The sequence below is a fragment of the uncultured Tateyamaria sp. genome (assembly GCF_947494755.1).
GTDB lineage: Bacteria > Pseudomonadota > Alphaproteobacteria > Rhodobacterales > Rhodobacteraceae > Tateyamaria.
In genome coordinates, this window is sequence record NZ_CANLVZ010000003.1 from 74,724 (window position 1) to 99,359 (window position 24,636).

At 59.1% G+C, this 24,636-nt stretch carries 22 protein-coding genes; 17 read left to right on the forward strand and 5 right to left on the reverse strand.

Annotated elements, in window-relative coordinates:
* Positions 1-59 precede the first annotated feature (59 nt).
* The 4 genes from Q0908_RS04780 to Q0908_RS04795 all read left to right on the forward strand — a co-directional run bounded on the left by Q0908_RS04780 (position 60) and on the right by Q0908_RS04795 (position 4,823).
* Positions 60-725 (forward strand): uroporphyrinogen-III synthase, encoded by a 666-nt coding sequence (locus tag Q0908_RS04780; RefSeq protein ID WP_299281436.1) that lies wholly within the window; start codon positions 60-62, stop codon positions 723-725.
* Between the two features lie 93 nt (positions 726-818).
* A complete protein-coding gene (locus Q0908_RS04785; RefSeq protein ID WP_299281438.1) occupies positions 819-2,093 on the forward strand; it encodes a hypothetical protein in 1,275 nt (424 codons plus the stop codon).
* A 12-nt stretch (positions 2,094-2,105) separates the two neighbouring features.
* Positions 2,106-3,581: a heme biosynthesis HemY N-terminal domain-containing protein gene (locus Q0908_RS04790; protein ID WP_299281439.1), complete on the forward strand. Its 1,476-nt coding sequence runs from the start codon at positions 2,106-2,108 to the stop codon at positions 3,579-3,581.
* Positions 3,582-3,806: 225 nt separating this feature from the next.
* On the forward strand, positions 3,807-4,823 hold the full coding sequence (locus tag Q0908_RS04795) for a polysaccharide biosynthesis/export family protein (protein WP_299281441.1): 1,017 nt from the start codon (positions 3,807-3,809) through the stop codon (positions 4,821-4,823).
* 73 nt (positions 4,824-4,896) lie between these two features.
* Here Q0908_RS04795 and ahcY read toward each other — a convergent pair whose 3' ends face one another.
* Both ahcY and Q0908_RS04805 read right to left on the reverse strand, forming a co-directional pair.
* Positions 4,897-6,288: an adenosylhomocysteinase gene (ahcY, locus tag Q0908_RS04800; RefSeq protein ID WP_299281442.1), complete on the reverse strand. Its 1,392-nt coding sequence runs from the start codon at positions 6,286-6,288 to the stop codon at positions 4,897-4,899.
* Positions 6,289-6,370: 82 nt separating this feature from the next.
* Positions 6,371-6,664, reverse strand: coding sequence for an S-adenosyl-L-homocysteine hydrolase (locus Q0908_RS04805; RefSeq protein ID WP_299281444.1), 294 nt, complete (start codon positions 6,662-6,664; stop codon positions 6,371-6,373).
* Positions 6,665-6,840: 176 nt separating this feature from the next.
* Between Q0908_RS04805 and Q0908_RS04810 the strand changes: the two genes are divergently transcribed.
* Genes Q0908_RS04810 through Q0908_RS04820 form a run of 3 tightly spaced genes read left to right on the forward strand, consistent with a single transcriptional unit; the run spans position 6,841 to position 8,629 of the window.
* Positions 6,841-7,542 carry an FkbM family methyltransferase gene (locus Q0908_RS04810; protein WP_299281445.1) on the forward strand — a complete coding sequence of 234 codons (702 nt, stop codon included), beginning with the start codon at positions 6,841-6,843 and terminating at the stop codon, positions 7,540-7,542.
* 8 nt (positions 7,543-7,550) lie between these two features.
* The gene (locus Q0908_RS04815; protein ID WP_299281446.1) at positions 7,551-8,147 is read left to right on the forward strand and encodes an HD family hydrolase; all 597 of its coding nucleotides are present in this window, start codon (positions 7,551-7,553) and stop codon (positions 8,145-8,147) included.
* Positions 8,144-8,629, forward strand: a complete 486-nt coding sequence (locus tag Q0908_RS04820) for a GNAT family N-acetyltransferase (RefSeq protein WP_299281448.1) — start codon at positions 8,144-8,146, stop codon at positions 8,627-8,629. Before Q0908_RS04815 ends, Q0908_RS04820 begins: the two co-directional genes overlap by 4 nt.
* Before the next feature lie 57 nt (positions 8,630-8,686).
* On the opposite strand, the gene Q0908_RS04825 is transcribed toward Q0908_RS04820, so the two are convergent.
* On the reverse strand, positions 8,687-9,241 hold the full coding sequence (locus Q0908_RS04825; protein WP_299152594.1) for an ActR/PrrA/RegA family redox response regulator transcription factor: 555 nt from the start codon (positions 9,239-9,241) through the stop codon (positions 8,687-8,689).
* An 87-nt stretch (positions 9,242-9,328) separates the two neighbouring features.
* Positions 9,329-9,949, reverse strand: a complete 621-nt coding sequence (locus tag Q0908_RS04830; RefSeq protein WP_299281449.1) for an SCO family protein — start codon at positions 9,947-9,949, stop codon at positions 9,329-9,331.
* A 93-nt stretch (positions 9,950-10,042) separates the two neighbouring features.
* Between Q0908_RS04830 and regB the strand changes: the two genes are divergently transcribed.
* The 8 genes from regB (at position 10,043) to trxA (ending at position 21,919) form a co-directional block, all read left to right on the forward strand.
* Complete coding sequence (regB, locus tag Q0908_RS04835; protein WP_299281451.1) at positions 10,043-11,440, forward strand: sensor histidine kinase RegB; 1,398 nt, start codon at positions 10,043-10,045, stop codon at positions 11,438-11,440.
* 105 nt (positions 11,441-11,545) lie between these two features.
* Entirely contained in the window at positions 11,546-13,051 is a 1,506-nt protein-coding gene (locus Q0908_RS04840) for a PAS-domain containing protein (RefSeq protein WP_299281837.1), read from the forward strand.
* A 45-nt stretch (positions 13,052-13,096) separates the two neighbouring features.
* Positions 13,097-13,570 carry a tRNA (adenosine(37)-N6)-threonylcarbamoyltransferase complex ATPase subunit type 1 TsaE gene (gene tsaE, locus Q0908_RS04845; RefSeq protein ID WP_299281453.1) on the forward strand — a complete coding sequence of 158 codons (474 nt, stop codon included), beginning with the start codon at positions 13,097-13,099 and terminating at the stop codon, positions 13,568-13,570.
* Positions 13,563-14,585, forward strand: a complete 1,023-nt coding sequence (locus Q0908_RS04850) for a phosphotransferase (protein WP_299281455.1) — start codon at positions 13,563-13,565, stop codon at positions 14,583-14,585. The genes tsaE and Q0908_RS04850 overlap by 8 nt, the downstream gene beginning before the upstream one ends.
* Positions 14,561-15,253, forward strand: coding sequence for a nucleotidyltransferase family protein (locus Q0908_RS04855; protein WP_299281456.1), 693 nt, complete (start codon positions 14,561-14,563; stop codon positions 15,251-15,253). Before Q0908_RS04850 ends, Q0908_RS04855 begins: the two co-directional genes overlap by 25 nt.
* Positions 15,246-18,197 (forward strand): double-strand break repair protein AddB, encoded by a 2,952-nt coding sequence (gene addB, locus Q0908_RS04860; RefSeq protein ID WP_299281458.1) that lies wholly within the window; start codon positions 15,246-15,248, stop codon positions 18,195-18,197. Before Q0908_RS04855 ends, addB begins: the two co-directional genes overlap by 8 nt.
* Complete coding sequence (addA, locus tag Q0908_RS04865) at positions 18,194-21,559, forward strand: double-strand break repair helicase AddA (RefSeq protein ID WP_299281460.1); 3,366 nt, start codon at positions 18,194-18,196, stop codon at positions 21,557-21,559. The genes addB and addA overlap by 4 nt, the downstream gene beginning before the upstream one ends.
* Before the next feature lie 39 nt (positions 21,560-21,598).
* Complete coding sequence (gene trxA, locus Q0908_RS04870) at positions 21,599-21,919, forward strand: thioredoxin (RefSeq protein WP_299281462.1); 321 nt, start codon at positions 21,599-21,601, stop codon at positions 21,917-21,919.
* Between the two features lie 41 nt (positions 21,920-21,960).
* On the opposite strand, the gene Q0908_RS04875 is transcribed toward trxA, so the two are convergent.
* Positions 21,961-22,932, reverse strand: a complete 972-nt coding sequence (locus Q0908_RS04875; RefSeq protein WP_299281464.1) for a phosphotransferase — start codon at positions 22,930-22,932, stop codon at positions 21,961-21,963.
* 87 nt (positions 22,933-23,019) lie between these two features.
* Here Q0908_RS04875 and hslV point away from each other — a divergent pair, with 87 nt between their 5' ends.
* Together hslV and Q0908_RS04885 are read left to right on the forward strand one after the other, a co-directional pair.
* Positions 23,020-23,577 (forward strand): ATP-dependent protease subunit HslV, encoded by a 558-nt coding sequence (gene hslV, locus Q0908_RS04880; protein WP_299281466.1) that lies wholly within the window; start codon positions 23,020-23,022, stop codon positions 23,575-23,577.
* A complete protein-coding gene (locus Q0908_RS04885; RefSeq protein ID WP_299281468.1) occupies positions 23,574-24,611 on the forward strand; it encodes an aldo/keto reductase in 1,038 nt (345 codons plus the stop codon). The genes hslV and Q0908_RS04885 overlap by 4 nt, the downstream gene beginning before the upstream one ends.
* Positions 24,612-24,636: the final 25 nt, after the last annotated feature.

A 24,636-nucleotide genomic window follows, 5' to 3' on the forward strand; every position in this document is an offset into this window, starting at 1 on the left:
GCGGGGTAACAGCATAAGCTGTGGCAAACAATGCACCCCGCACCCCTGTCCCATTGGTGATGACCCGCCCGCGTCCGGCATCCAAAGCCTTTGTGGCGAAGCTGAGCCGTGATGTCGCCGACCGGGTGACGCCGATCTATAGCCCGCTTATCGACATTGTCGGCATCCACTCTGGGCTGCAAATCGCACCTGATCACAGTGTCATTTTCACCTCCGGGAATGGCGTGCGTCATGCGCCGCGCGGTGATGGGCAGGTGGCCTATTGCGTTGGGCGCGCGACGACCGAACTGGCCGAATCCTATGGATGGTCGGCGCAGCAGGCAGGCGTTGACGCACAGTCGTTGATCGAAGTGATCATCCGCATTTGCCCTGTGCAGAGACTGTTTTATCTGTCTGGCACACACATACGGGGCAGCGTCGTGGGCCAGTTGCGCAGTGCGGGATTGCAGGTTGAGCGGCACGCCGTCTATGACCAACCACTGCGCCCGTTATCGGACGCAGCGCATTCGATTATGCAAACTGCACCTCTTGTATGTGTTCCCTTATTCTCGCCCCGTACAGCAGCGCAATTTGCTGCGGATGTTATCCACCCTACCTCTGTTCATATTGTCGCGCTGAGCGATGCAGTCGCGGAACCATTGTCCGCTTTGGGTGTTGCGTCTGTGACCAAAGCCGCGCGCCCGGATGCGGACGCAATGCGAACGGCCATCGCATCAGTGGTTTGACGACAAGGGACCCGCGACCGGGTTGAGGGTAACGAGGTCGCGGAGTAGTGTTTAACGTGGTGCAGCACCGCAAAGTAGAATCGGGGGAAGACCTTGGCCAAACGTAAGAAGCCGAATGAGGCGACGACGCCAACGCCTGCGTCGGATGATACGACGCCGCCCGTCGACACTGGCACACCGCATATCGACACCAATTCGGACGATTTGCTGCCGGATGCGAATGTTGAAACAACTGATTTGGTGAAGACGTCGGAGGATGCTTCGGAGGCCGTGATCGAATCCGAAGCCGTAGATGTGACCCCGGATGCCCATGGCAAAGTTGTCGACGATCCGACGCCAGAGCCAGAGCCAGAGCCAGAGCCAGAGCCAGAGAATACTGCCCCCCCGCCGCGTCCTGTCCATAATGAGCAGGCCGGGCCAAGCGCGCTCACCCTCTTCTTTGGTGGTGTCATCGCGGCGCTTATGGGTTTCATCGCTGCCCGTGCCGAGGTCCTTGATCCGATCCTACCACCAAGCATGCGCGCCAAAGTCGTGGACGAAGCTGTTGTCGATGATCTGGAAGAGGCCACCCAACGCCTTGCCGATCTTGAGGCGACCGTCGCGGCACTGCCAGAGCCGAGCGAGACACCCGTCGCCCCGCCCGAGCCCGTGGACCTGAGCGAGATCGAGGCACAGATTTTAACCCTGGCCACGCGCCTAGATGTTCTTGTGGCGCAACCTGACCCGGAACCCGCCGCACCAGCGCCACTTGTCGAGCTTCCCACCGAAGCGATTGACGCCGCCCTTGCCGATTTGCGCGCCACCGCTGAGGCGCAACAGGCGGAAATTGATCAACTGATTGCAGACGCTCGACTGATCAAGCGCGATACGCAAAGCGAGGCGAATGCGACGCTGGCGCGCGCGGCCGTGACCCGTATTCAGTCCGCAATCGACAGTGGATCCCCGTTTGACGCCGCACTGGCTGATCTGGAGCAAACCGGCACGGTCGATATACCCGTGTCCCTGCGGATCGCGGCGCAGGACGGGGTGACGCCCCTGTCGTCCCTCCAGGCCGACATTCCAGATGCGGCGCGCGGCGCGCTGGCCGCAGCACGTGCGGGCGACACGGAAAGCGGCCTTGGCACCTTTTTCCAACGTCAATTGGGCGCACGGTCGATTGCGCCGCGCGAAGGGTCCGACCCGGATGCTGTCCTGTCGCGGATTGAAGACGCAGTGCGCAACAACAGATTAAGTGATGCACTGGCTGAGGCAGAGACGCTGCCGGATCCAGCCAAGGCTGCCCTCGCGACTTGGATAGAACAGGCGCAATCGCGCTACGATGCCGTATCTGCGGCGAACGCATTGGCGGAACGCCTGTCGGCACTCTGAAGGGGCCTTTTTATGATCTGGTCATTGGTTAAAATTATCGTTTTTGTCGTCGCGGTGGCCGCACTCGCGTTGGGCGCTGGCTGGCTGCTGGAATCCGAAGGCGGCGTACGAGTGGTTGTGGCGGGGAGTGAATATTCCCTCGGCCCTCTCCAATCGGTCATTGGCTTCGTGATCCTCGTGATCGTGATTTGGCTGGGCCTGAAATTGCTCAGCCTGCTGTTGGCATGCTGGAAGTTCCTGAACGGGGACGAGACGGCCTTGTCCCGCTACTTTGCCCGGAACAAAGCCGCCAAAGGATTCGATGCGCTCGCCGAAGGGATGATGGCGTTGGCCTCTGGCGAGGGTCGCGTGGCGCTGGCCAAAGCGGAGAAGGCGGACAGATACCTTAACCGGCCCGAATTGACGAACCTGTTGACGGCACAAGCCGCCGAGATGGCAGGTGATCGCCAAAAGGCCGAGCAGACCTATCGCAAGCTGGTTGAAAACGATGCCACGCGATTTGTCGGTGTACGCGGGATCATGAAGCAGAAGCTGGCGGATGGGGATACCGATACGGCCCTGAAACTGGCCCAGAAGGCGTTTGCGCTGAAGCCCAAGCACGAAGATACGCAAGACGTCTTATTGAAACTTCAGGCGGACAAGAAGGATTGGTCCGGCGCGCGCCAAACTCTGTCCGCCAAGCTGAAACACGGGTCTTTGCCCCGCGATGTGCACAAACGCCGTGATGCCGTGCTGGCGTTGAGCGAAGCGCGCGACGTGCTGGCGGAGGACGAAACAATCGAGGCGCGCGAGGCCGCGATTGAGGCAAACCGCCTGTCGCCTGATCTGATCCCCGCCGCCGTCATGGCCGCGCATGGCTATATCGATCAGGGCCAGAAGAAATATGCCACCCGCGTGCTGAAAAAAGCGTGGGAGGCGCGACCGCATCCCGACCTTGCCGCCGCGTTTGCTGCAATCGAACCAGACGAAACGCCTGAGGCGCGTGTAAAACGCTTTGCTCAACTCATCCGCAGCCATCCGGACGACCCCGAAACGAAAATGCTGATGACTGAACTGCATCTCGCGGCAGAGGATTTCCCGAATGCGCGACGTGCCCTTGGTGATCTGGTCGAGGCCGATCCGACAACGCGGTCCGTGACCCTTATGGCTGCGATCGAAAGGGGTGAAGGCGCGAGCGATGCCGTAATTCAAGGGTGGTTGGCCCGTGCGCTGACGGCACCGCGTGGCCCTCAGTGGGTCTGCGAAAACTGCCAGAATATCCACACCGATTGGTCCCCGACCTGCGACAACTGTTCAGCCTTTGATACGCTGGCGTGGAAACGGCCCCCTGCGAGCGAAGTGGCGATGCCCGGCGGCACGCAAGTCTTGCCATTGCTGGTGGGATCCCCGTCTGACGAGGCATCGAAAAACGCCGTCACCGTCATTGGAGATGCTGACGTGTTGGAGGCCGAAGATTTGGGCAACCCACCGTCCAAGGCTGCATCCTGACAAATCGAGATTCGCCTTTGCCGGGCGCTTTCACAACTTTAGGCTGAAAAATCTGTGTTCAACGGCCCGCTTTCGCGGTAATGCTGCGTGAAGGATCGCTTGGGGGGCGATCAAGGGGACGTAGACACGGTGCAGCATTCATTTCGTTTTTTGACCGCCTTGATCGGTCTTCTGGTTTTAGCTGCATGCACATTGCCCCGTGGCGCTGCCATCCAAAGCGAAATCGTGCGTAGCCAGAATACCGACACAGCCTCCTTTGTGGTCGTGCCGATCAAACCTGCCAATATTGGCCGGCTGCGCACATGGCCAGCCACAGGATGGGCTGGTCGTTATCATTGGTTCAGCGGCACATCCGGCCCCAAATCGAACGTGATCCGCGCAGGCGACAAGGTCGATCTGGTGATCTGGGACAGCCAGTTGAACTCGCTCCTGATCCCTGCTTCGCAGAAAAACGTGACGATGAACAATCTTGTGGTGTCCCCCTCGGGCACAATCTTTGTTCCCTACATTGACGAGGTACGGATCAGCGGCTCGTCCCCTGACCAGGCGCGCAAGATGATCGAAACGGAGCTGGACCGCGTGGTGCCGGACGCGCAGGTCCAACTGACGCTGCAATCCGGTCCTGACAATTCGGTGGATGCGGTGCGCGGGTTTGCGTCACCGGGGGCTTATCCGCTACCCAACCGCAATTACTCAGTGCTGAGCCTCATTGCAGCGGCAGGTGGCATCTCGAGCGATCTGGAGAACCCGCTGGTCCGGGTGATCCGGGCCGGTAAGACCTATGAGATTCGGGCGGACATCCTGTTTCAACGGGCCTCTTCCAATGTGATCCTACGTGGCGGTGACAAAGTGATCGCACAGGAAGATGACAGGTACTTTGTCGCCCTTGGTGCGACAGGCAGCGAAACCATTGTGCCGTTCAGTCAGGAACAGATCACCGCCATCGAAGCACTGGCCTTGCTTGGCGGGATCAACGATGCGCGGGCCAATCCCAAGGGTATCCTGATCCTGCGCGACTATAGCGCCAAACACGTGCGCGCGGACGGGACTGGCCCCTCGAAACAGCAGGTGGTGTTCAGCATTGACCTGACCTCGGCCGAAGACATCTTTGCCGCGCGCAAGTTCCACATCAACCCCAAGGATCTGGTGTTGGCCACCGAAAGCCCAGTCAATTCTGTGCGAACCGTGTTCGGGCTGATCGGATCGGCAGTTGGAGTCGGGAACGCACTTGATAACAACTAAAGAGGCCCCGGCGATCACGCGCACGGGGCCTTGGATTGTGATGTAAGGCGGAGGTGTCCACCGCCCCGCTCGATCAATAGCGGTAGTGTTCGGGCTTGAATGGGCCCTCGGGTGCCACACCGATATAAGCGGCTTGCTCCGCATCCAGCTTGCTCAGCTTCACACCGATCCGGTCGAGGTGCAGGCGTGCCACCTTCTCGTCCAGATGCTTGGGCAGGATGTAGACGTCGTTCTTGTATTCGTCGCCTTTCAGCCAAAGCTCCATCTGCGCCAGCACTTGGTTGGTGAAGGATGCGGACATCACGAAAGACGGATGACCCGTCGCATTACCAAGGTTCAGCAAGCGCCCTTCGGACAGCAGGATCAAGCGGTTGCCGTTGGGCATCTCGATCATATCGACCTGCTCTTTGATGCTGGTCCATTTGTGGTTTTTGAGGGCTGCGACCTGAATTTCGTTGTCGAAGTGGCCGATGTTGCCGACGATGGCCATGTCCTTCATCTCGCGCATATGCTCGATGCGGACGACGTCCTTGTTGCCTGTCGTGGTGATAAAGATGTCAGCGGTGTCCACCACATCCTCAAGCAGCACGACCTCGAACCCGTCCATGGCCGCTTGCAGCGCGCAGATCGGATCAACTTCAGTGACTTTCACACGGGCACCCGCACCCGCAAGTGATGCGGCAGAGCCTTTGCCTACGTCGCCGTAGCCCATGACGACCGCAACCTTGCCCGCCATCATCGTGTCGGTGGCGCGACGGATGCCGTCGACCAGAGATTCCTTACAGCCGTATTTATTGTCAAATTTCGACTTGGTCACCGAGTCGTTCACGTTGATCGCAGGGAAGGGCAGTTGGCCCTGTTTCACCAGATCATAGAGGCGGTGGACACCGGTTGTTGTCTCTTCGGACACGCCTTTGATCTGATCGCGCATCTTGGTGAACCAACCGGGGCTGGCCGCCATGCGTTTTTTGATCTGGGCAAACACGGCAATCTCTTCCTCAGAGGTCGGCACAGCGATCAAATCGTCTTCGCCATTTTCCACGCGTGCGCCGAGCAGGATGTAAAGCGTCGCGTCGCCACCATCGTCAAGGATCAGATTGGGGCCGTCCTCGAACATGAAAGATTTGTCGAGATAGTCCCAGTGCTCCTCCAGCGTTTGGCCTTTGACCGCAAAGACGGGCGTGCCGCCAGCGGCGATGGCAGCGGCGGCGTGGTCCTGGGTTGAGAAGATGTTGCACGACGCCCAACGCACATCCGCGCCAAGCTCGACGAGGGTCTCGATCAAAACAGCGGTTTGGATCGTCATGTGGAGCGAGCCGACGATACGGGCCCCGCTCAGCGGTTTGCTTTCACCATATTCCTCGCGCAGCGCCATCAGGCCTGGCATCTCGGTTTCTGCGATATTCAATTCTTTCCGGCCAAATTCAGCCAGTCCGATATCTTTGACCTTATAGTCCTGCGACATGTGCATCATCCTTACAATTGCTTGCGGATGCGCTATCAGGTTCTTCTCGTCGGCTCAATGCGGCGCTTGTGCCGCACGAAATCTAACCATCCAAGACCGCCAAAAGCAGATCTTCTGTGCGGGCAGGGGCCCAATCGTCGCCTTGGGCAAGAACACAGGAATTGCCATCGGCCAAGTACTGCACCAACGTCCATGTGCCCGTCTTTTCCGAAGCCCACATTTGCGCTGTCGCTTTTTCGGCACCCTCAACAGGAGCTTCCCCGTACCAGTCGATCAATCCAGCTTCGAGTTCAGGCGCTGGCATACAGACCGACTCCGCAAAACTGGCTGTGCTGGTGGCAATCAAGGTGGTCAAAATGGCGAATGCGCGTTTCATGTCATGCTCCTTCAGCAAGGAAACGCGAGACATTCCAAATGGTTCCGGCCTTGGTGTCCATTTTGTTCGCACTGACCATAACCTCGCCACTATTTTCGATCTAATGTACAGTCTTTGAAACCAACCGATTCCGGCAAAGTGATCGCAGAGCACGAGATGCCGGCAAGGAACGTCATATGGCCAAGGACTTTGACATGCCCCGCGCCGCCGAAAACAAGTACGGCCGGTATCATATCCCCGAAGGGCTTGAGGATCGCCTGACCTGCCGGACCGTGTTGTCTGGTGGTGTCCATCACCCCGATACGGTCACGTTCATGCGCGACAATGCCGGGACAGGCGACATCATCCATGTCGGAACGTTCTTTGGAGATTTCCTGCCCGGCCTGAGCAGCGCGATGGCTCCAAAGGCCAAGATATGGGCGTTTGAGCCGCACTCCGAAAATCATGATGCAACGGCCAAGACTATTGAGCTGAATGGCATCAACAACGCGCAACTGCGTAATGTGGCCGTGTCTGATCGTGAAACGAGTGTGCTTCTGAAATCGCATGACCCGCTCGGCAAATCCCTTGGCGGGAACGCCCAGGTCGTCCCTCAGAAAGGGGCAGGGGTTGAGGTGGTCAAATCGGTGATGCTGGATTTCGCGGTGCCCCGCTGGCGCAATGTGTCCATTCTGCAGATCGACGTCGAAGGACATGAAAAGCAGGTGTTGCGCGGTGCCTTCCACTTGATCCGCCGGTGTCGTCCAATTCTGGTTGTCGATGACTTTTATGACTTTAAATGGGTACAGAACACGTTTCCGGGCTTTCGCTATGACCAATTGGGGAAAGTCCACAGCAGCGTGGTATACGCCGCCCCGAACCCAGATATAAAGATTTAACGCACATCATGGCCAAACAACCCCGCGCTTGGCAGCGCATGCTTTCAGGCCGTCGGCTTGACCTGCTTGATCCCACACCGATGGATATCGAGATTGAGGACATCGCGCACGGCCTTGCCTTCGTGGCGCGCTGGAACGGGCAGACGGTCGGGGACTATGCCTATTCCGTGGCCGAGCATTCCCTTTTGGTGGAAACGCTATTTGGTCGGATTGCGCCCAAGGCCCCGGCGAAATGGCGGCTGGCCGCGCTGCTGCATGATGCCCCGGAATACGTAATTGGCGACATGATCTCTCCGGTCAAGGCGGCGGTGGGCCCCGGATATGGCGCGCTGGATGAACGGCTCGAGGCCGCGGTGCACATCCGGTTTGGCCTACCCGCCAAAGTACCCGCCACGATCAAGCGCCAGATCAAGAAGGCCGATAAAATCAGCGCATGGATGGAGGCCACTCAAATTGCCGGGTTCACCCGAGAAGAGGCGGACAAGCTGTTCGGGAAACCTGATCCCGGCGTCATAGACGGACTGACCCTCGTGCTGCGCCCCCCCGTTGAAACCCGCCGTGACTTTACCGCCCGCCACGCACAGCTGTTGGATCAATGCACATGATACATGTCCGCCCCGCGATCGACCTTGACGCCTCATCCATGGCGGCCCTGCTGAACAAGATCATCGAGCAGGGCGGTACAACTGCGCTGGTGACCAAGGTGACCGCCGCCGACCTCAAGGATCGCATGGCTAGCGACAGTGGACGTGCCGCCTGGCATGTCGCGGTGAACGACAACGAGAAAGTCATGGGCTTTCAATGGATTGACGCGGCCGATTATCTGCCGGTCGAAGCCGCCGAAATCGCAACATTTGTTGAGGTCGGGCAGACCGGGCTGGGCATCGGATCAAAGCTGTTTGATGCGACCAAGAAGACCGCCAAGGCCTTGGGATACACATGGATCAACGCCAATATCCGCGCCGACAACGAAGGCGGGCTGATCTATTACCAATCCCGTGGTTTTCAGGACTACGGGCGGATTGAGGACTACGAACTGGCGGACGGCCAATTGGTGGATAAGATCCTCAAGCGTTACGATCTTTGAAGACCGCTTCAAGGTTCGAAAGCTACTCTTTGATCCAATAACCCTCGGGCCGATACCTCAGCGCGGGGACCGCTTTGCGAGGATGCGCTGCAGCGTCCGGCGATGCATGTTCAACCGGCGGGCCGTCTCGGACACGTTGCGGTCACATAGCTCATAGACGCGCTGAATGTGTTCCCAACGCACTCGGTCCGCACTCATTGGGTTTTCGGGGGGCGGGGGCAGATCGTCACCGGTTGCAAGCAACGCGTTGATAATGTCGGTCGCATCCGCAGGTTTGGACAAATAGTCGGTGGCACCGATTTTCACAGCCGCCACAGCTGTTGCAATCGCACCGTAGCCCGTCAGAACAACGACGCGTGCGTCGGGGCGCTTTTCACGCAGCACTTCGACCACATCCAGCCCATTGCCGTCCTCAAGACGCAGGTCAACGACCGCGTAGGCCGGGGGGCGCGCAGTCGCGATGGCCTTGCCGGCGGCGACGCTGTCGGCGGTCTCCGTCTCGAACCCACGTTTTTCCATGGCTTTGGCCAGACGCCGCAGAAACGGTTCGTCATCATCCACCAGCAAGAGCGATTTGTCCTCACCCAGATTTGGCTGCGCTGCGTCGACCATCTCAGTCTCCAGTTTCTATGTCTTTTTGTTTTTGGTTGGGACTGAATATGGAGCGCGGCACGGGTGTGGTCAAATTATTCCGCCTTTTCAGGCGTTTTCTACAAAGCAGCCAACACGGTCCGCCATTGTGTTTGCGTCAATGTCCCGGCGGAAAAATTCGACAAATCCGTGCTCTGGCAAAACCAGATATGTGAAGGTCGAGTGATCGACCAGGTAGAATTCATCGGACTTGTCGTGGGCCTTGTAATAGGTGCGATAGGCTTTGCTGGCCGCGTCCGTCTGCTCAGGCGAACCAGTGAGGCCAATCATCTTTTCATGCAGATTATAGGCGAAATCACCCACTACGTCAGGCGTGTCCCGTTCGGGGTCGATGGTGATGAACACCGGCGTGACCGACATCCCCCGCTCGGCCAGCACATCCACCGCCTCGGCGTTGCGTGCGGTATCGAGCGGGCAGACATCCGGGCAGAATGTGTACCCGAAATAGATCAGGCTGGGTTCGGTGATGACATCGGCGTCTGTCACCGTTTCGCCCGCCGCGTTGACCAGTTCAAAAGGGCCACCAATACTGTTCCCGTCACCCGCAATCTGGGTCGCATTGCATTGCGCAAAGGCACCGTCTTCTCCGCCCCGGTTCGAAAACCAGAAAGTCGCGGCGACAAAAAGGGCCGCGACAAGGACGGCAACGGGTGCGATGATACGGGTCATGACAATCCTTTCAGGCCAAAGGGCCGCGCGGGTGAATGCAGAACCCTAGCTATCAACCCCCGCCCAGAGATCAACAAACGAAGTAGTGACACAATGGCGCAACCCGATATCGGCCTTCTGACAGGCCAGCAGCGGTCCAACTGGATCCGACTGCGCACGATGATCTTGCTGCGATGGGTGGCCATTGTCGGCCAGCTCGTCGCACTGACTGTGGCCGAGCGGATGTACGGCCTGCAATTGGAGTTGGGCCTGTGTTATCTGGCAGTCGGCGTGTCGGTGATCGGCAATCTGATCGCGATCTTCGTCTTCCCCGAAAACAAGCGGCTTACGGAGTCAGAGAACCTGCTGATGGTTCTGTTTGACTTGCTCCAGCTTGGGTTCCTGTTATTTCTGACCGGTGGGCTGAACAACCCCTTTGCGTTGCTGATGCTGGGGCCTGTGACAATCTCGGCTGCAGTGCTGACCACCCGCTCGACTGTATTAGTCGGTGCAGCGGCAATTGTGATCGTAACCGTCCTGTCAGATTATCATCTGCCGCTGCGCACCCAGAATGGATTTGTGTTGCGCATTCCGGACCTTTTCGTTTTTGGCAACTGGATCGCTCTGGTGATCGCAATTTGCTTTATTGGTCTCTATTCGCGCCGGGTCACGTCTGAAATCCACTCCATGTCCGACGCGCTGTCGGCCACCCAACTGGCCTTGTCCCGCGAACAAAAACTGACTGATCTGGGTGGTGTCGTCGCCGCCGCGGCGCATGAACTTGGCACTCCGCTGGCCACGATCAAGCTGACAAGCGCCGAGTTGATTGACGAATTGGCAGATCACCCCGAACTGCGCGACGATGCCGCCCTGATCCGCGAGCAAGCCGACCGTTGCCGCGATATCCTGCGAGATATGGGACGGGCGGGCAAAGACGATTTGCATCTGCGCCAAGCCCCTCTCATGACCGTCGTGCAAGAGGCAGCCGAACCCCATGCACATCGTGGCAAACTGGTGGAATACACTCATGATCCCGACGCGGGTGATGAGATGGACCAGCCGGCAATCCTGCGCCAACCCGAGATTATCCACGGCCTGCGCAACCTGATCCAAAACGCTGTCGATTTCGCCCGAACCGCCGTCTGGATCGAAGCGCATTGGACGGCCGAGCGGGTGACTTTGCGCATCATTGATGATGGGCGCGGTTTTCCGCCCCAGTTGCTTGGTCGGATCGGGGATCCGTTTGTACGCCGTCGCAAGGCCGGATCGGATCAGCACGAACGACCCGAATACGAAGGGATGGGGTTGGGGCTGTTTATTGCCAAGACCTTGCTGGAACGGTCCGGTGCCGAGCTGACCTTTGCCAACGGGTCCGATCCCTATGCAGTGTCCACGCCTGCGGACAAACATATCGGCGCGATTGTTCAGGTCTCATGGCCGCGCAACAAGGTCGATGCGCGAACCGGAGACTATGCCATTCGCACCGGACATAACGCTCAAATTCAGACCTGAACCCACTGTTTCAACTTCGTCGTGATCCCACACAGTTAACGGTGCGTTAACTTCGATGACGCATAAGCCGAGGCTGATTTAGGCGAAGGGTCACGCGGCGTGTCGATGATCGAAATGTTCTTTGTAGGTGGGTGCGCAATCGTGTCGGTGATGGCCGGTTTGATCTTTTTGTCGCGCGCCACCTCCCAGCGCCGGCCGGGCTCGGATGGCACTGCACAAGGGCTGCACTTCCTGTTCTCGGACTTGAATTTGGAACACGCATCGCGGGGCGCAAAGTCCGTGATGAAGACCGATGCCTCCGAAACCGATTGGCACGCCTTGCGCGCCGGCTTGTCCTTACGGTTTCCGGGTCTGCCGCCTGCCGAGGACTTGCAGGATGTGAACAGTTTGACCCTCAGCGCAACAGCACGTGACGATCCCGGCGTTCTGCATCTGAGCCGCGAAAACGACATGACCCGCGTTGTCATTGAGCAGGACGCCTTGATCGATCCCGGCACCCTGCATCACCTCAAATCGATGGAGGCCGAGTTGGACACGCTTCGGCTTGCGGCCTGCGACGCGCCCTATCCGATTTGGCTCACCAACGCGCAGGGCAATATAGCGTGGCACAATGAGGCCCATGCTGCGCTGTCCTCCATTGCGCAGATCGACGCGGAAAAGCAGCTTTTTGATGTTGCCGCAAATGATTTGCAAAACAAGGAAACGCTGAGGGTACCCGTCAAAATCGCCAACACCGATGCGACGCAGTGGTACAACGTCACCGCAACACGCGCAGACGGTGTGATCGTCTTTCATGCGGTGGACATTGATGCAGTTATTCAGGCCGAGGTTGCGCAGCGTAACTTTGTACAAACGCTGGCCAAGACGTTTGCCCAATTGTCGATTGGTCTCGCTATTTTTGATCGCAACGGACAATTGGCACTGTTCAATCCCGCGCTCGTCGATCTGACCTCGCTTCCCGCTGAGTTCCTGAGCGCGCGGCCTGATTTGCTATCGTTCTTTGATCGGCTGCGGGACAATCGGGTTATGCCTGAACCCAAGAACTACAAATCATGGCGCCACGAGATATCGCAGGTGATCGCCGCCGCGACCCACGGCAGTTATCAGGAAACATGGACGCTCGACACTGGTCACACCTTCAGGGTCATTGGCAGGCCGCATCCCGATGGTGCAGTCGCGTTTCTGATCGAGGATATCACCGCGGAAATCTCGCTGGCCCGCAACTTCCGGGCCGAGTTGGAAATGGGGCAGTCCCTGATGGACACATTCGACGACGCGCTCGTCGCATTTTCGTCCGCGGGCGTGCTGACATTCTGCAATGCGGCTTACCGCGAGATGTGGAAAATGGACCCGGACAACAGCTTTGCTGACGTCACAATCGTGGATGCCATGAAAGAGTGGCAAGCCGTCTCTGACCCCGACCCCGCATGGGGCGACATGCGCGATTATGTGATGAAACTGGGTGAACGGACCGCGTGGGACGCGCAGATTAGGCATCAAACCAAAGGACCGCTGCGGGTGCATCTGCATCCTATCGTGTCAGGTGCGACCGTGATCCGGTTTGCCGAAATTGCGCCACAGCCCGTCAACCCTCCGCTGGTCAACGCATAGGGTCATTCTGCTTGCAGCGCCGGGGGATGCCGATAGGTTGTCGGAATGATCCAAAGCCCTCTTGTTCTTGATTGGCCAGACGCCGACCACACCGCCCGTTGCGCGGTCGCGTTGGGGCCGCGTTTGACTGCCGGGGATGTGGTGTTGTTGAACGGCCCCGTCGGGGCGGGCAAGACCCATTTTGCACGCGCGCTGATCCAGTCTGTCCTCGATGCGCCCGAGGACGTGCCGTCCCCTACCTTCACGCTTGTGCAGCAATACGACACATCGCTTGGGGCATTGTGGCACGCCGATCTCTACCGGATCACCGCGGATACAGAGGTAGATGAATTGGGCCTCAGCCAAGCCTTTGAGGATGCAATATGCCTCGTGGAATGGCCTGATAGACTAGGGGCTTTACAGCCTGAAAATGCGCTCAATATCGATATCGTTCCGGAGGGTGACGCGCGCTCCGCCACTCTTACGTGGACGGCCCCACGTTGGGTGGAGCGACTGCAAGGCATGGTGCAACATGTCTGAGCGCGCGCAGCTGACTGACACCTTCTTGTCATCTGCCGGATGGGCAGATGCCGCCCGCGTTGTGGTGGCAGGCGACGCATCGAACCGACGGTACGAGCGTTTGACCAAAGATGGCCACCGATCCGTTATCCTGATGGATGCGCCGCCGGAAAAAGGGGAAGACGTCCAACCTTTTATCAATATCACCACCCATTTGCGGGATGCAGGATTATCCGCACCCGAGATCTATGCCCACGACACGGCACATGGTTTCCTGCTCATCGAAGACTTGGGCGACGATCTGTTCGCGCGTGTCATGGCCGCAGATCCCAGTGTCGAGATTACCCTCTACGACGCGTCGGTCGATGTTCTTGTCCACCTTCATGATGCGTCGATCAAAGGTCTTGCACCTTACAACGCGGATACCATGACCCCACTCGCCGCGCTGGCTTTTGATTGGTATCGGCGCGGTGCGATCGGATCCATCGACGAAGCCGCCAAGGCGGCGTTCAGCACCGCCTTTCATGCCGCCCTCGCGCCGCTGGATGCGGGACCCTCAGTGCTGATCCAGCGCGACTATCATGCCGAGAACCTGATTTGGATGCCCGACAGGCAGAGCTACAAGCGGGTTGGTTTGCTTGACTATCAGGACGCGATGTTGGGCCATCCCGCTTACGATCTGGTGTCGATTGCGCAGGATGCGCGGCGCGATGTGGTGCCCGATATCGCGCAAGGAATGCAGGATCGGTATCTCTCCGTAACCGGGGCGGACCGGACAGTATTTCAGTCCGCCTACGCGCTTTTGGGCGTCCAACGCAACATGCGCATCCTCGGTGTGTTTGCCCGCCTGTCGATGGCTTATGGAAAGCCACATTATGTCGATCTGATCCCTCGCGTCTGGGGGCATATCCAAACCAATCTGGCGCATCCCGCGCTGTCCGACATCGCGCCGCTGATCAACGCGGCCTTGCCCGTACCAACCCCGAAAATCCTGCAAGAGCTGAAAGATCAATGCGCCACGTTCCCTCTGCGCTGATGCTGTTTGCAGCCGGGTTCGGGACACGGATGCGGCACATGACAGCGCGCCAACCCAAACCGTTGGTCCCTGTGGGCGGACGCCCTTTGATTGATTGCGCATTGGACCTTGCGCGCGAAGTAGACGCATCGCCGATCGTGGCAAACCTGCATTACCTGCCCGAGATGCTTGAGGCGCACTTGCAAGGCTCGGAAGTCAAAACGGTGCGAGAGGAGCCAGACATTCTCGACACGGGCGGGGGCTTGCGTAACGCGTTGCCCTTGTTGGGGCGCGACCCGGTTTTCACGCTGAACAGTGACGCGATATGGGCTGGGCCGAACCCGTTGCGCCTCTTATTGGACGCTTGGGATCCGGAAAAAATGGACGCTTTGTTGATCTGCGTACCCATGGCTCAGGTCCAAGGGCGTGACGGAGCGGGCGATTTTGCGATGGATGCGGATGGCCGTCTGAGCCGTGGCGGCGACACCGTGTATGGCGGCGCACAGATCATCAGAACCGACCTGTTGCACGACGTTGAGGATGCCGCGTTCTCGCTGAACGTTGTTTGGGACATGATCCACACCCGACAGCGGCTGTTTGGCCTGCGCTACCCGGGTCAGTGGTGCGATGTTGGCCATCCTGAGGGGATCGCACAAGCCGAAGCGATGCTGGCGCATTCGGATGTTTAAGCCGCAACCCCAACCACGCCTGTTTGGATGCGCGATGGGCGTCGATTTTCCTGTCGCGGTTATCCAGGGGCTTGAAGAGCGGCTTAGGGGCAAACCGCCCGAGGCTTGGGCCCGGGTCACCTTGTTCGTCAACACGCGCCGGATGGCACGACGGATGCGCGACCTGTTTGACGCAGGCCCGCCGCGTTTGCTGCCCCGTATCCGAATGCTAACCGACCTTGATGATTTGTTGCCGGGCACGGCACTGCCACCACCCGCCTCGGCGTTGCGGCGACGGCTTGAGCTGGTCACGCTGGTCAGCAAACTCATCGAACAACAGCCTGATCTTGCACCCGACACAGCCAGTTTCGATCTGGCCGACAGCCTCGCCACCCTGATGGACGAAATGCAGGGCGAAGGTGTAACCGCCAGCGATATCGCGGGCCTTGATGTGTCCGATCAATCCGGGCACTGGGCACGGGCGCAATCGTTCATCGCCATCGCCCAGTCATATATCGATGCCGCAGACGGCGCGCCGGACCCAGAGGCGCGACAACGCGAAACGGTGCTGCGATTGATGGCGCACTGGATCGATCAGCCACCCGTTGATCCGATCCTGATCGCAGGATCGACCGGGTCGCGGGGCACCACGCAGTTGCTAATACAGGCCATCGCGCGTCTACCGCAGGGTGCTGCGATATTGCCGGGCCTCGACACCCATATGCCTGCCGACGTTTGGGAGACGATGGCCACCGATCCCGGGGGCGAGGACCACCCTCAGTTCAGGTTCCTGAAACTGGCGCGGGCGTTGGATCTGTCGCCCGGCGCGATTCCAGCATGGTCTTCTAACGCACCGGTCTGCGTATCGCGCAATAAGGTCGTATCGCTGGCCCTGCGCCCCGCGCCCGTGACGGATGCATGGCGGCGCGAGGGGCCGCTCCTCAACGATCTTGAAACCGCGACGCAAGATATCACACTGGTCGAGGCGGAAACCCCCCGCGCCGAGGCGATAGCCATTTCGATGCGCCTTCGCCAAGCCGCCGAAACGGGGGAAAAGGCGGCGCTGATCACGCCTGATCGCATGCTGTCGCGTCAGGTCACCGCCGCACTTGACCGTTGGAATATCATTCCCGATGACAGTGCGGGCACGCCCGTGAACGTCTCACCACCTGGCCGCTTTTTGCGCCATGTCGCGGGTCTGTTTGACAAGGCGCTCGATGCTGAGGCGTTGCTGACCCTCCTCAAGCATCCATTGACGCATTCGGGCGATCACCGGAATCTGCATCAACTCAGCACTCAAAAGCTCGAACTGGTGATCCGCAATGACGGGCTGCCCTATCCTGATCGCGACGGCTTGATCCGATATGCGCTCAAGGCTGACAAGAACGCGCCCGAACCGATGGAGCGTTGGGCCAATTGGATCGCCGACCACCTTTGCGATCAGTGCACCGACGTCACCGCTGATTTGTCGACATGGGTTGCGCGCCATATGACTCTGGCCCATAGCATCGCCGCCGGTCAGGCGGCGTCCGATCCGGGTTTGTTGTGGAAGAATGAGGCTGGCAAAGCCGCCCGTGCCACGATGGACGATCTGGTCGAACAGGCCCCATTTGGCGGCGTGATGACCGCGTCGGATTATGTGTCCTTGGTGAATGCCGTTCTCAGTCAGGATGAGGTTCGCGACCCGGACGCGCCCCACCCATCCATCATGATCTGGGGCACGCTCGAGGCGCGCGTGCAGGGGGCCGATCTTGTGATTCTGTCTGGCCTGAACGACGGCACTTGGCCCGAACCGCCCGCCCCTGATCCGTGGCTGAATCGCAAGATGCGTATGGACGCCGGGCTGCTGCTGCCAGAGCGCAAGATTGGCCTGTCTGCGCATGACTTTCAACAGGCCATTGCCGCCTCCAAGGTATGGCTGACCCGATCAATTCGATCAGACGACGCAGAGACAGTGCCGTCTCGTTGGGTGAACCGCCTGCAAAACCTTTTGACCGGCCTAACCCAGCAAGGCGCGCCGGACGTCTGGGACCAGATGCGCGCGCGAGGCGACCTGTGGCTGGCCCGCGCGCAACATCTTGATACCACCCTGCCTGCGCCCAAGGCGCACCGCCCTGCGCCCTGCCCCCCGGTAGCCGCCCGCCCAAGGCGCTATACGGTTACCGAAATCCAGACCCTGATCCGCGACCCTTACGCGATATATGCCAAACACTGCCTCGGGCTGCGCGCGCTGCGCCCCTTGGTTCAGACCCCAGATGCACTTTTGAGGGGGATCCTTGCACATGAGGTGATGGAGCGATTTGTCAAAACGACACTGGACGACCCAAGCACTCTGACCGTGGATGATCTGATGGCCCATGCGCATCAGATTTTGACGGATCAGGTGCCGTGGCCCGCAGCCCGCGCCCTGTGGTTGGCACGGTTCCAACGGGCCGCGGCCTGGATCGTCAAAACGGAAAAGGTCCGGCAATCCACCGCAAAACCAACGCTGTTCGAAAACAAGGCCAAGGGCATTCTTCAAATCCCGTCAATCGCAACCACGCTTGAGGGGCGGGCAGACCGGATAGATGTGGACGCGGAAGCGCGGGTCATTCTGTACGATTACAAAACCGGATCGCCTCCGACTCAGGATCAGCAAAAGCATTTCGACAAACAGTTGCTGATTGAGGCTGCCATGGTGGAAGAGGGTGCCTTTGCCGAACTTGGCCCCTGTACGGTGCGTGGTGCGCAATTCATAGGATTGGGAACAAATCCACGGATCGAAGACGCGCCATTGATGGACGAACCACCCGGCCACATTCTGACCGAATTGGTTGGTCTGCTGGGGGCCTACCTCGAAGGGGACAAGGGCTATACCTCGCGCCGCGCCTTGTACGAAGAACGCGAAAGCCGCGATTACGACCAACTGGCGCGGTTTGGTGAATGGGACGTGACGGATTTGCCCGTGCCAGAGGTGCTGGAATGACGCAGCTTAACGCCGCCACGCAACGTCAGCACATGGCGGCGCAGCCCATGGCATCGACATGGCTGTCGGCCAATGCAGGGTCGGGTAAGACCCGCGTTCTGACGGACCGCGTTGCACGTCTGCTGCTTGAGGATGTCGAACCGCAGCACATCCTGTGTCTGACCTACACCAAGGCCGCCGCCTCCGAGATGCAGAACCGGCTGTTCCAACGGTTAGGCGCGTGGGCGATGCTGGATGATGACGCCTTGCGCACCGCTTTGGCGGATTTGGGCTTGGAACGGACCCCCGATGCCTGCGACCTCGCGCATGCCCGCACCTTGTTCGCGCGCGCGATCGAGACGCCGGGGGGCTTGAAAATCCAGACGATCCACTCGTTTTGTGCGGCTCTATTAAGGCGTTTCCCACTTGAGGCAGGGGTCAGTCCGCAGTTCACCGAAATCGAAGATCGCGCTGCCGATCTGTTGCGTGCCGAACTCGTCGATCAAATGGCAGATGGTGCGGATGCGGCCGCCCTGAGAGCCCTCGCAGCGCAATATACGGGCGAGGATTTTCTGAAACTGACCAAGGAAATCGTCGGCGGCACGGATCAATTCACGGACCTGACGATGGATCAGGCGCTGGCGTTGTTTGGCCAACCACCGGGTCTGGATCGTGACCGCATTGTGCACGATGCGTTTGCGCCCGGTGACTGGCAAATGATCCAGGATCTTATCCCTCTTCTTGCAGCCAAAGGCGGCAATGATGCCAAGGCCGCTGACAAGCTGCGAACCCTCACGCGACTTGATTACGACGCCTTGCCGATCTTGATCAGTGTGTTTGTGTTTGGGGCGAAAACCAAGGCACCGCACACGGCCAAGATCGATAGTTTTCCAACGAAGCCGACGCGGGACGCCGCCTCTCACATGATGGATGCGCTGAATGGGTTGATGCAAAGGGTCGCTGATGCGCGGCCCCGCCGTCTTGCGCTTGAGGCAGCAGAGCGCACGGTTGTCCTGCACCAATTCGCCCACCGTTTCGTGCGCCTTTATGACACCGCCAAGCAGCGGCGCGGCTGGCTCGATTTTGACGATCTGATCCACAAGGCGCGGGCGCTGTTGAACGATAAGGATGTCGCGGCATGGGTGCTTTACCGCCTTGATGGCGGCATCGATCATATTCTTGTGGACGAGGCGCAAGATACCAGCCCCACCCAATGGGACGTGATCCGCAAACTCGCCGAAGAGTTCTCGTCCGGGCAAGGTGCCCGCGCCGAAGTTGTCCGCACCATTTTCGTGGTCGGCGACAAAAAGCAAAGCATCTATTCCTTTCAAGGGGCTGACCCGCGTGAGTTTGACCGGATGCAGTCAGAATTCGGCTCTAAACTAGCTGAATCGGATCAAGAGCTGCGCGGATTGACCTTGGATCACTCGTTTCGATCTTCGCCTGCGATCCTGAAAGTGGTAGACTCCGTGTTCCAAGGCGCGGCCTCGGCTGGTTTTGACGGGACCCATACGCACATTGCCTTTAACCCCGATCTGCCAGGTCGCGTGGACCTTTGGCCGCTGGTCCCCAAACCGGAAAAAGAGGCAGAGCGTGATTGGTTCGATCCGGTGGATCGCCGCCATCCACAGCACCAGCACCGTATATTGGCGCAAGCCATTGCAGGCCAAATCAAGCAGATGATCGATGCCAAGACGCTGATCCCCGACAAGACGGGCGGACGGCCCGTTCAGCCGCAGGATTTCCTGATCCTTGTGCAGCGGCGCGGCGGAATATTTTCGGATATCATTCGGGCCTGCAAGGAGGCTGATATTCCTATCGCGGGCGCGGATCGTCTGAAGGTCGGAGCCGAAACGGCGGTGCGTGATCTGGGTGCGCTGCTGTCATTTCTCGCGACCCCCGATGACAGTCTTTCTCTTGCGACCGCGCTGCGATCACCTTTGTTCGGCTGGTCCGAACAAGCGCTGTTCACCCTGGCCAACGGGCGGGCAGAGACTCATTTGTGGGCCGCGCTGCGCACCAAAATCGAAGCCTTTCCCGACACGGTCTCGACCCTGTTCGACCTGCGCGAGAACATCGACTTCCTGCGTCCCTATGATCTGATCGAGCGTATGTTGACGCGCCATCAGGGTCGCCGACGCCTGCTCGCGCGCTTGGGCGCGGAGGCCGAAGATGGGATCAACGCACTGCTGTCGCAGGCACTCGCCTATGAGCGCGCCTCGGTCCCCAGCCTCACCGGGTTTCTGACATGGATGGAGACGGACGATCTTGAGGTCAAACGCCAGATTGACAGCAAGTCGAACCAAATCCGGGTAATGACGGTGCACGGATCAAAAGGCCTGGAGGCGCCCATCGTGATCTTGCCCGAATGTGGCAAACGAACCCTTCAGATCCGCGATGATGTGATCGAAGTGCAGGGCGTTCCGGTTTGGAAATCCCCGGCTGACGCGCAACCAGATGCGATGGTGGCGCGGCTGGACGAGATGAAGGAGGCACAGCGCCAGGAGTCGCTGCGCTTGCTTTATGTGGCTCTGACAAGGGCCGAAAAGTGGTTGATCGTCGGCGCGTCCGGAGATCTGGATCGCAATGGTGACGATTGGCACCAACGCGTGGGCACCGCCATGACCGCGCATGATGCGGTGGATCTAAAGACGCCTGTGGGCCTTGGTCTGCGAATGGAACACGGGGCATGGGATTTCGCTGACACAAGTGACGCCGCGCCCGACCTGTCCGCATCAACCGCGCTGGCCGCGATCTATGAGCAACCTGCACCCGCTCTGCCGCCCAAAATGGTGACTATATTGCCGTCGAACCTGGGTGGGGCCAAGGCGATGCCCGGTGATGGCATGGATGAGGATACCGCCAAAGCCTATGGCACTCTTGTACACAACCTGCTTGAGACGCTGGCGCCGTTGCCCGCACAGGATCGCGATGCGGCGGCGCGGGTGGCAACTCTTGCTTCAAAGCTGGCGGATGAGCTCAAGTCTGCGGCAGTTGCAGAAGCGGTTGCGGTGTTAGCGGCACCTGATCTTGGCCATGTTTTTGCACGGGGCACCTTGGCCGAAGTGCCAGTGACAGCGAACATGGGTGACCAGCGCCTGCATGGAAATATTGACCGTCTGATTATTAACGACGACACCGTGCACGTAGTGGATTTCAAGACGAACCGCGCTGTGCCAACGACGCCCGACACTTGCCCGGACGGCATTTTGCGCCAAATGGGCGCTTACGCTCATGCCATCGCCCAAATCTATCCGACCCATCGCATTCGCTTGAGTGTTTTGTGGACCAATACCGCCACACTGATGCATCTGCCGCACGATATCGTGACAGCGGCGCTATCGGCCACGCAATATCTTGACGATGGGCGGGGGGGTTCTTAGGTTGCTCACCTACGCTTGATCCTTGCAGGAGAGACCCAAATGGCGACCGTGGCCGTAACTGACGCAACCTTTGACGCCGAAGTCAAAAATTCCGATGTCCCCGTTGTTGTGGATTTCTGGGCCGAGTGGTGTGGCCCCTGTAAACAGATCGGCCCAGCGCTCGAAGAGCTGTCGGCCGAGATGGAAGGCAAAGTGAAAATCGTCAAAGTGAACGTGGACGAGAACCCGAACTCTCCCGCCCAGATGGGTGTGCGCGGTATCCCGGCGCTGTTCGTGTTCAAGGGCGGTGAGGTCGTGTCGAACATGGCCGGTGCCAAACCCAAAGCGGCCTTGCAAAGCTGGATCGAAGAGTCGATCTGAGCCGGCGCTTATCTTTAGAAATTCAAAGCGGCCTCTGATCGTCAGGGGCCGTTTTTTGTTGTGCAAAAGGCGACGTCGGCAAGTCGGGCAATCGCCGCCATCCGCTGATCTTGCCGCCAACTGCGCTGATCCGCATCCGCCGGAACCGTGCGCCAATCGGTGAGCAGCTGGACATAAGGCAGAAACCGCACTCCCGGATCATCTCGCGACACCAAATCGTACCCATCGAAAAACGCGTCAAGGGTCTCGTCGTTAAGAAACTGCCGCTCGGGCTGAAACAACTCGGCGTAGTCCATCAGCAGCCGCGCGATATCAAAGCCCACAGGCGCGTTGGTCATCGGTTTGAAATCAAGACCGGTTGCACCATCCGGCCCCAACAGAATATTGCGCAAATTGAAATCGCCATGCTTGATCGTCGAAACGGTTTCCTGACCATGCACCGCCATTTGGGGCAAGTTTGCGCAGCACCTTATGAAAGCCTCCGCTTCGTTCACTCGCAGATCGCCAGACGCTACCGACTCTGACAGTCGCGCCATGTGGTTTATCATGAACTTTGGCTGATAGGTGCGCCGCTCAACTTGTCCGCTTCGGTGGAAGGCGTCCAACCACGCCCCCGCCCGACGCAACAACGGTGCATGGGCGCGCCCTGCAACGAGGTGATCATTCAGCGTCTTGCCCGTCGCCTCGGCCATCAGCACAAAACCAGCGTCTGGCGAGGCATATAAGACCTCGGGCGCGTGGGCTTGGCCGTTCTCGCGCAACCTCTCGAACGCATCGCGCTGCGCGGCCACTGTTTCGATCAATGCGGCATCTTCAGGCACCTCGAAGAACCGCTTGAGAATCAACCGACGCGGTCCGTTCAGCCCGATCACCACATGCGAGCGGCCTTTGTCCTGCTTCTGCCAGATCAATTTGGATCGGTAGGTCCGTGGGTCCATGCCAAGGTCCGGCGCGACCGTGTCCCATTCCCTAAGCGCCTGCGTCACGCGCGGATCTGATCGGCCAAATACCATGACTTATCCAAGCACATTGCCTGAACGGATTGAAGCCACCGGGCGAACCGCGCATATAAAGAGCAGCCCAAGAACAGGAGACACAGCATGCCTCATTCCGATTTTCCCGGATGGCACGGGACCACGATTATCGGCGTCAAAAAGGGCGGCGAGGTGGTGATTGCCGGTGACGGGCAGGTTTCGCTTGGTCAGACCGTGATCAAAGGATCGGCCCGAAAGGTGCGCAAGCTCAGCCCCGGGGGGTTCGACGTAGTTGCGGGCTTTGCCGGATCGACGGCGGATGCGTTTACTCTGCTTGAACGACTCGAGACGAAACTGGAGGCCACTCCCGGCCAGCTTGCCCGCGCAAGTGTGGAGCTGGCAAAAGACTGGCGCACCGACAAATACCTGCAAAAGCTGGAGGCCATGCTGATTGTTACAGACGGCGCGGACATGTTCGTGATCACCGGTGCTGGCGATGTGCTGGAGCCCGAACATGATGTGGCCGCCATCGGGTCGGGTGGTAACTTTGCCCTAGCTGCCGCACGCGGCATGATGGACAGCGACCGCGATGCCGAAACCGTGGCGCGCGATGCGATGGCGATTGCGGCGGATATCTGCGTCTACACCAATGGCCGTCTAACCGTGGAAAGCCTTAAGAAATGAGTGATATGACATATACGCGCATGGGCAACAGCGGACTGATCGTCAGCCGTTTGTGCTTTGGCACGATGACATTCAACCTCGGCTCGGACTGGCTACCGGGGGTGGCCAAGGTCGGGCAGGAGGACGCGACCGAGATGGTTGTATCCGCGCTGGATGCGGGCGTGAACTTCTTTGACACAGCCGATGGATATTCCAGTGGCGAATCTGAACAGGTGCTTGGCAAGGCCCTTGGCAAACGCCGCAACGAGGCCGTGATTTGCACCAAGCTGGGGTTTCGCCAGTCCGATCAGATCAATGATGCGGGCCTTGGCCGAACCCATGTCATGAAACAGATCGAGGGCAGCCTGTCCCGAATGGGTACCGATCACATCGACCTGCTGGTGCTGCACAAGACCGACTTTACGACCCCACTCGAAGAAACCCTCGCCGCGCTGCAAATCGCAATTGATCACGGCAAGGTTCGCTATATCGGGTTTTCGAACTGGCCTGCTTGGCATGGTGCGCGCGCGATCCAATACCAGCGCGATCATCGGATGACGCCCTTTGTAGCTGGACAATATCTTTACAACACAGTCGCGCGCGATATCGAGCAGGATGTGTTGCCTATGATGGTCGAAATGGGGGTGGGGCTTATGGCGTGGTCACCGCTGGCGGGCGGCTTGCTGTCAGGCAAATATGATCCTGACAACCTTGAAAACGGTGATGGGCGGCTGGCCGAGGGTGGCGATTTTCTGGATATCGACAAGGCAACCGCGCGGCTTGCGATTTCGACGCTAAACGATATCGCAAAAGCGCATGAGGCACATCCGGCGACAATTGCGCTAGCTTGGGTTCTTGCACAGCGTGCGGATCACACGGCGATCTTTGGAGCGTCGAAGATGGGTCATCTGGAGGCGGCGCTGGCTGCGGCCACGCTCACCCTGTCTGCGGAGGAGGTCGAGGCGTTGAACTCCGTTGCACCGGCGGGCAAACGATATCCGCATTGGTTTGACACCATGATGACCGACGAAATCTTCAGCGCCAAACTGTCATAAAAAAGGGCCGCCAGCGATGCTGCGG

Coding starts and splice junctions, on each gene's coding strand:
- Q0908_RS04825 (WP_299152594.1), bottom strand. CDS start 9,241: ATGGTCGACGCAGCGCAGCCAAATCTGGGTGAGGACAAATCGCTCTTG.
- ahcY (WP_299281442.1), bottom strand. CDS start 6,288: ATGTCGCAGGACTATAAGGTCAAAGATATCGGACTGGCTGAATTTGGC.
- Q0908_RS04805 (WP_299281444.1), bottom strand. CDS start 6,664: ATGAAACGCGCATTCGCCATTTTGACCACCTTGATTGCCACCAGCACA.
- trxA (WP_299281462.1), top strand. CDS start 21,599: ATGGCGACCGTGGCCGTAACTGACGCAACCTTTGACGCCGAAGTCAAA.
- Q0908_RS04780 (WP_299281436.1), top strand. CDS start 60: ATGACCCGCCCGCGTCCGGCATCCAAAGCCTTTGTGGCGAAGCTGAGC.
- tsaE (WP_299281453.1), top strand. CDS start 13,097: ATGATCCAAAGCCCTCTTGTTCTTGATTGGCCAGACGCCGACCACACC.
- addB (WP_299281458.1), top strand. CDS start 15,246: ATGTTTAAGCCGCAACCCCAACCACGCCTGTTTGGATGCGCGATGGGC.
- regB (WP_299281451.1), top strand. CDS start 10,043: ATGGCGCAACCCGATATCGGCCTTCTGACAGGCCAGCAGCGGTCCAAC.
- Q0908_RS04840 (WP_299281837.1), top strand. CDS start 11,546: ATGATCGAAATGTTCTTTGTAGGTGGGTGCGCAATCGTGTCGGTGATG.
- Q0908_RS04790 (WP_299281439.1), top strand. CDS start 2,106: ATGATCTGGTCATTGGTTAAAATTATCGTTTTTGTCGTCGCGGTGGCC.
- Q0908_RS04855 (WP_299281456.1), top strand. CDS start 14,561: ATGCGCCACGTTCCCTCTGCGCTGATGCTGTTTGCAGCCGGGTTCGGG.
- Q0908_RS04830 (WP_299281449.1), bottom strand. CDS start 9,949: ATGACCCGTATCATCGCACCCGTTGCCGTCCTTGTCGCGGCCCTTTTT.
- Q0908_RS04810 (WP_299281445.1), top strand. CDS start 6,841: ATGGCCAAGGACTTTGACATGCCCCGCGCCGCCGAAAACAAGTACGGC.
- hslV (WP_299281466.1), top strand. CDS start 23,020: ATGCCTCATTCCGATTTTCCCGGATGGCACGGGACCACGATTATCGGC.
- Q0908_RS04850 (WP_299281455.1), top strand. CDS start 13,563: ATGTCTGAGCGCGCGCAGCTGACTGACACCTTCTTGTCATCTGCCGGA.
- Q0908_RS04815 (WP_299281446.1), top strand. CDS start 7,551: ATGGCCAAACAACCCCGCGCTTGGCAGCGCATGCTTTCAGGCCGTCGG.
- Q0908_RS04875 (WP_299281464.1), bottom strand. CDS start 22,932: ATGGTATTTGGCCGATCAGATCCGCGCGTGACGCAGGCGCTTAGGGAA.
- addA (WP_299281460.1), top strand. CDS start 18,194: ATGACGCAGCTTAACGCCGCCACGCAACGTCAGCACATGGCGGCGCAG.
- Q0908_RS04885 (WP_299281468.1), top strand. CDS start 23,574: ATGAGTGATATGACATATACGCGCATGGGCAACAGCGGACTGATCGTC.
- Q0908_RS04820 (WP_299281448.1), top strand. CDS start 8,144: ATGATACATGTCCGCCCCGCGATCGACCTTGACGCCTCATCCATGGCG.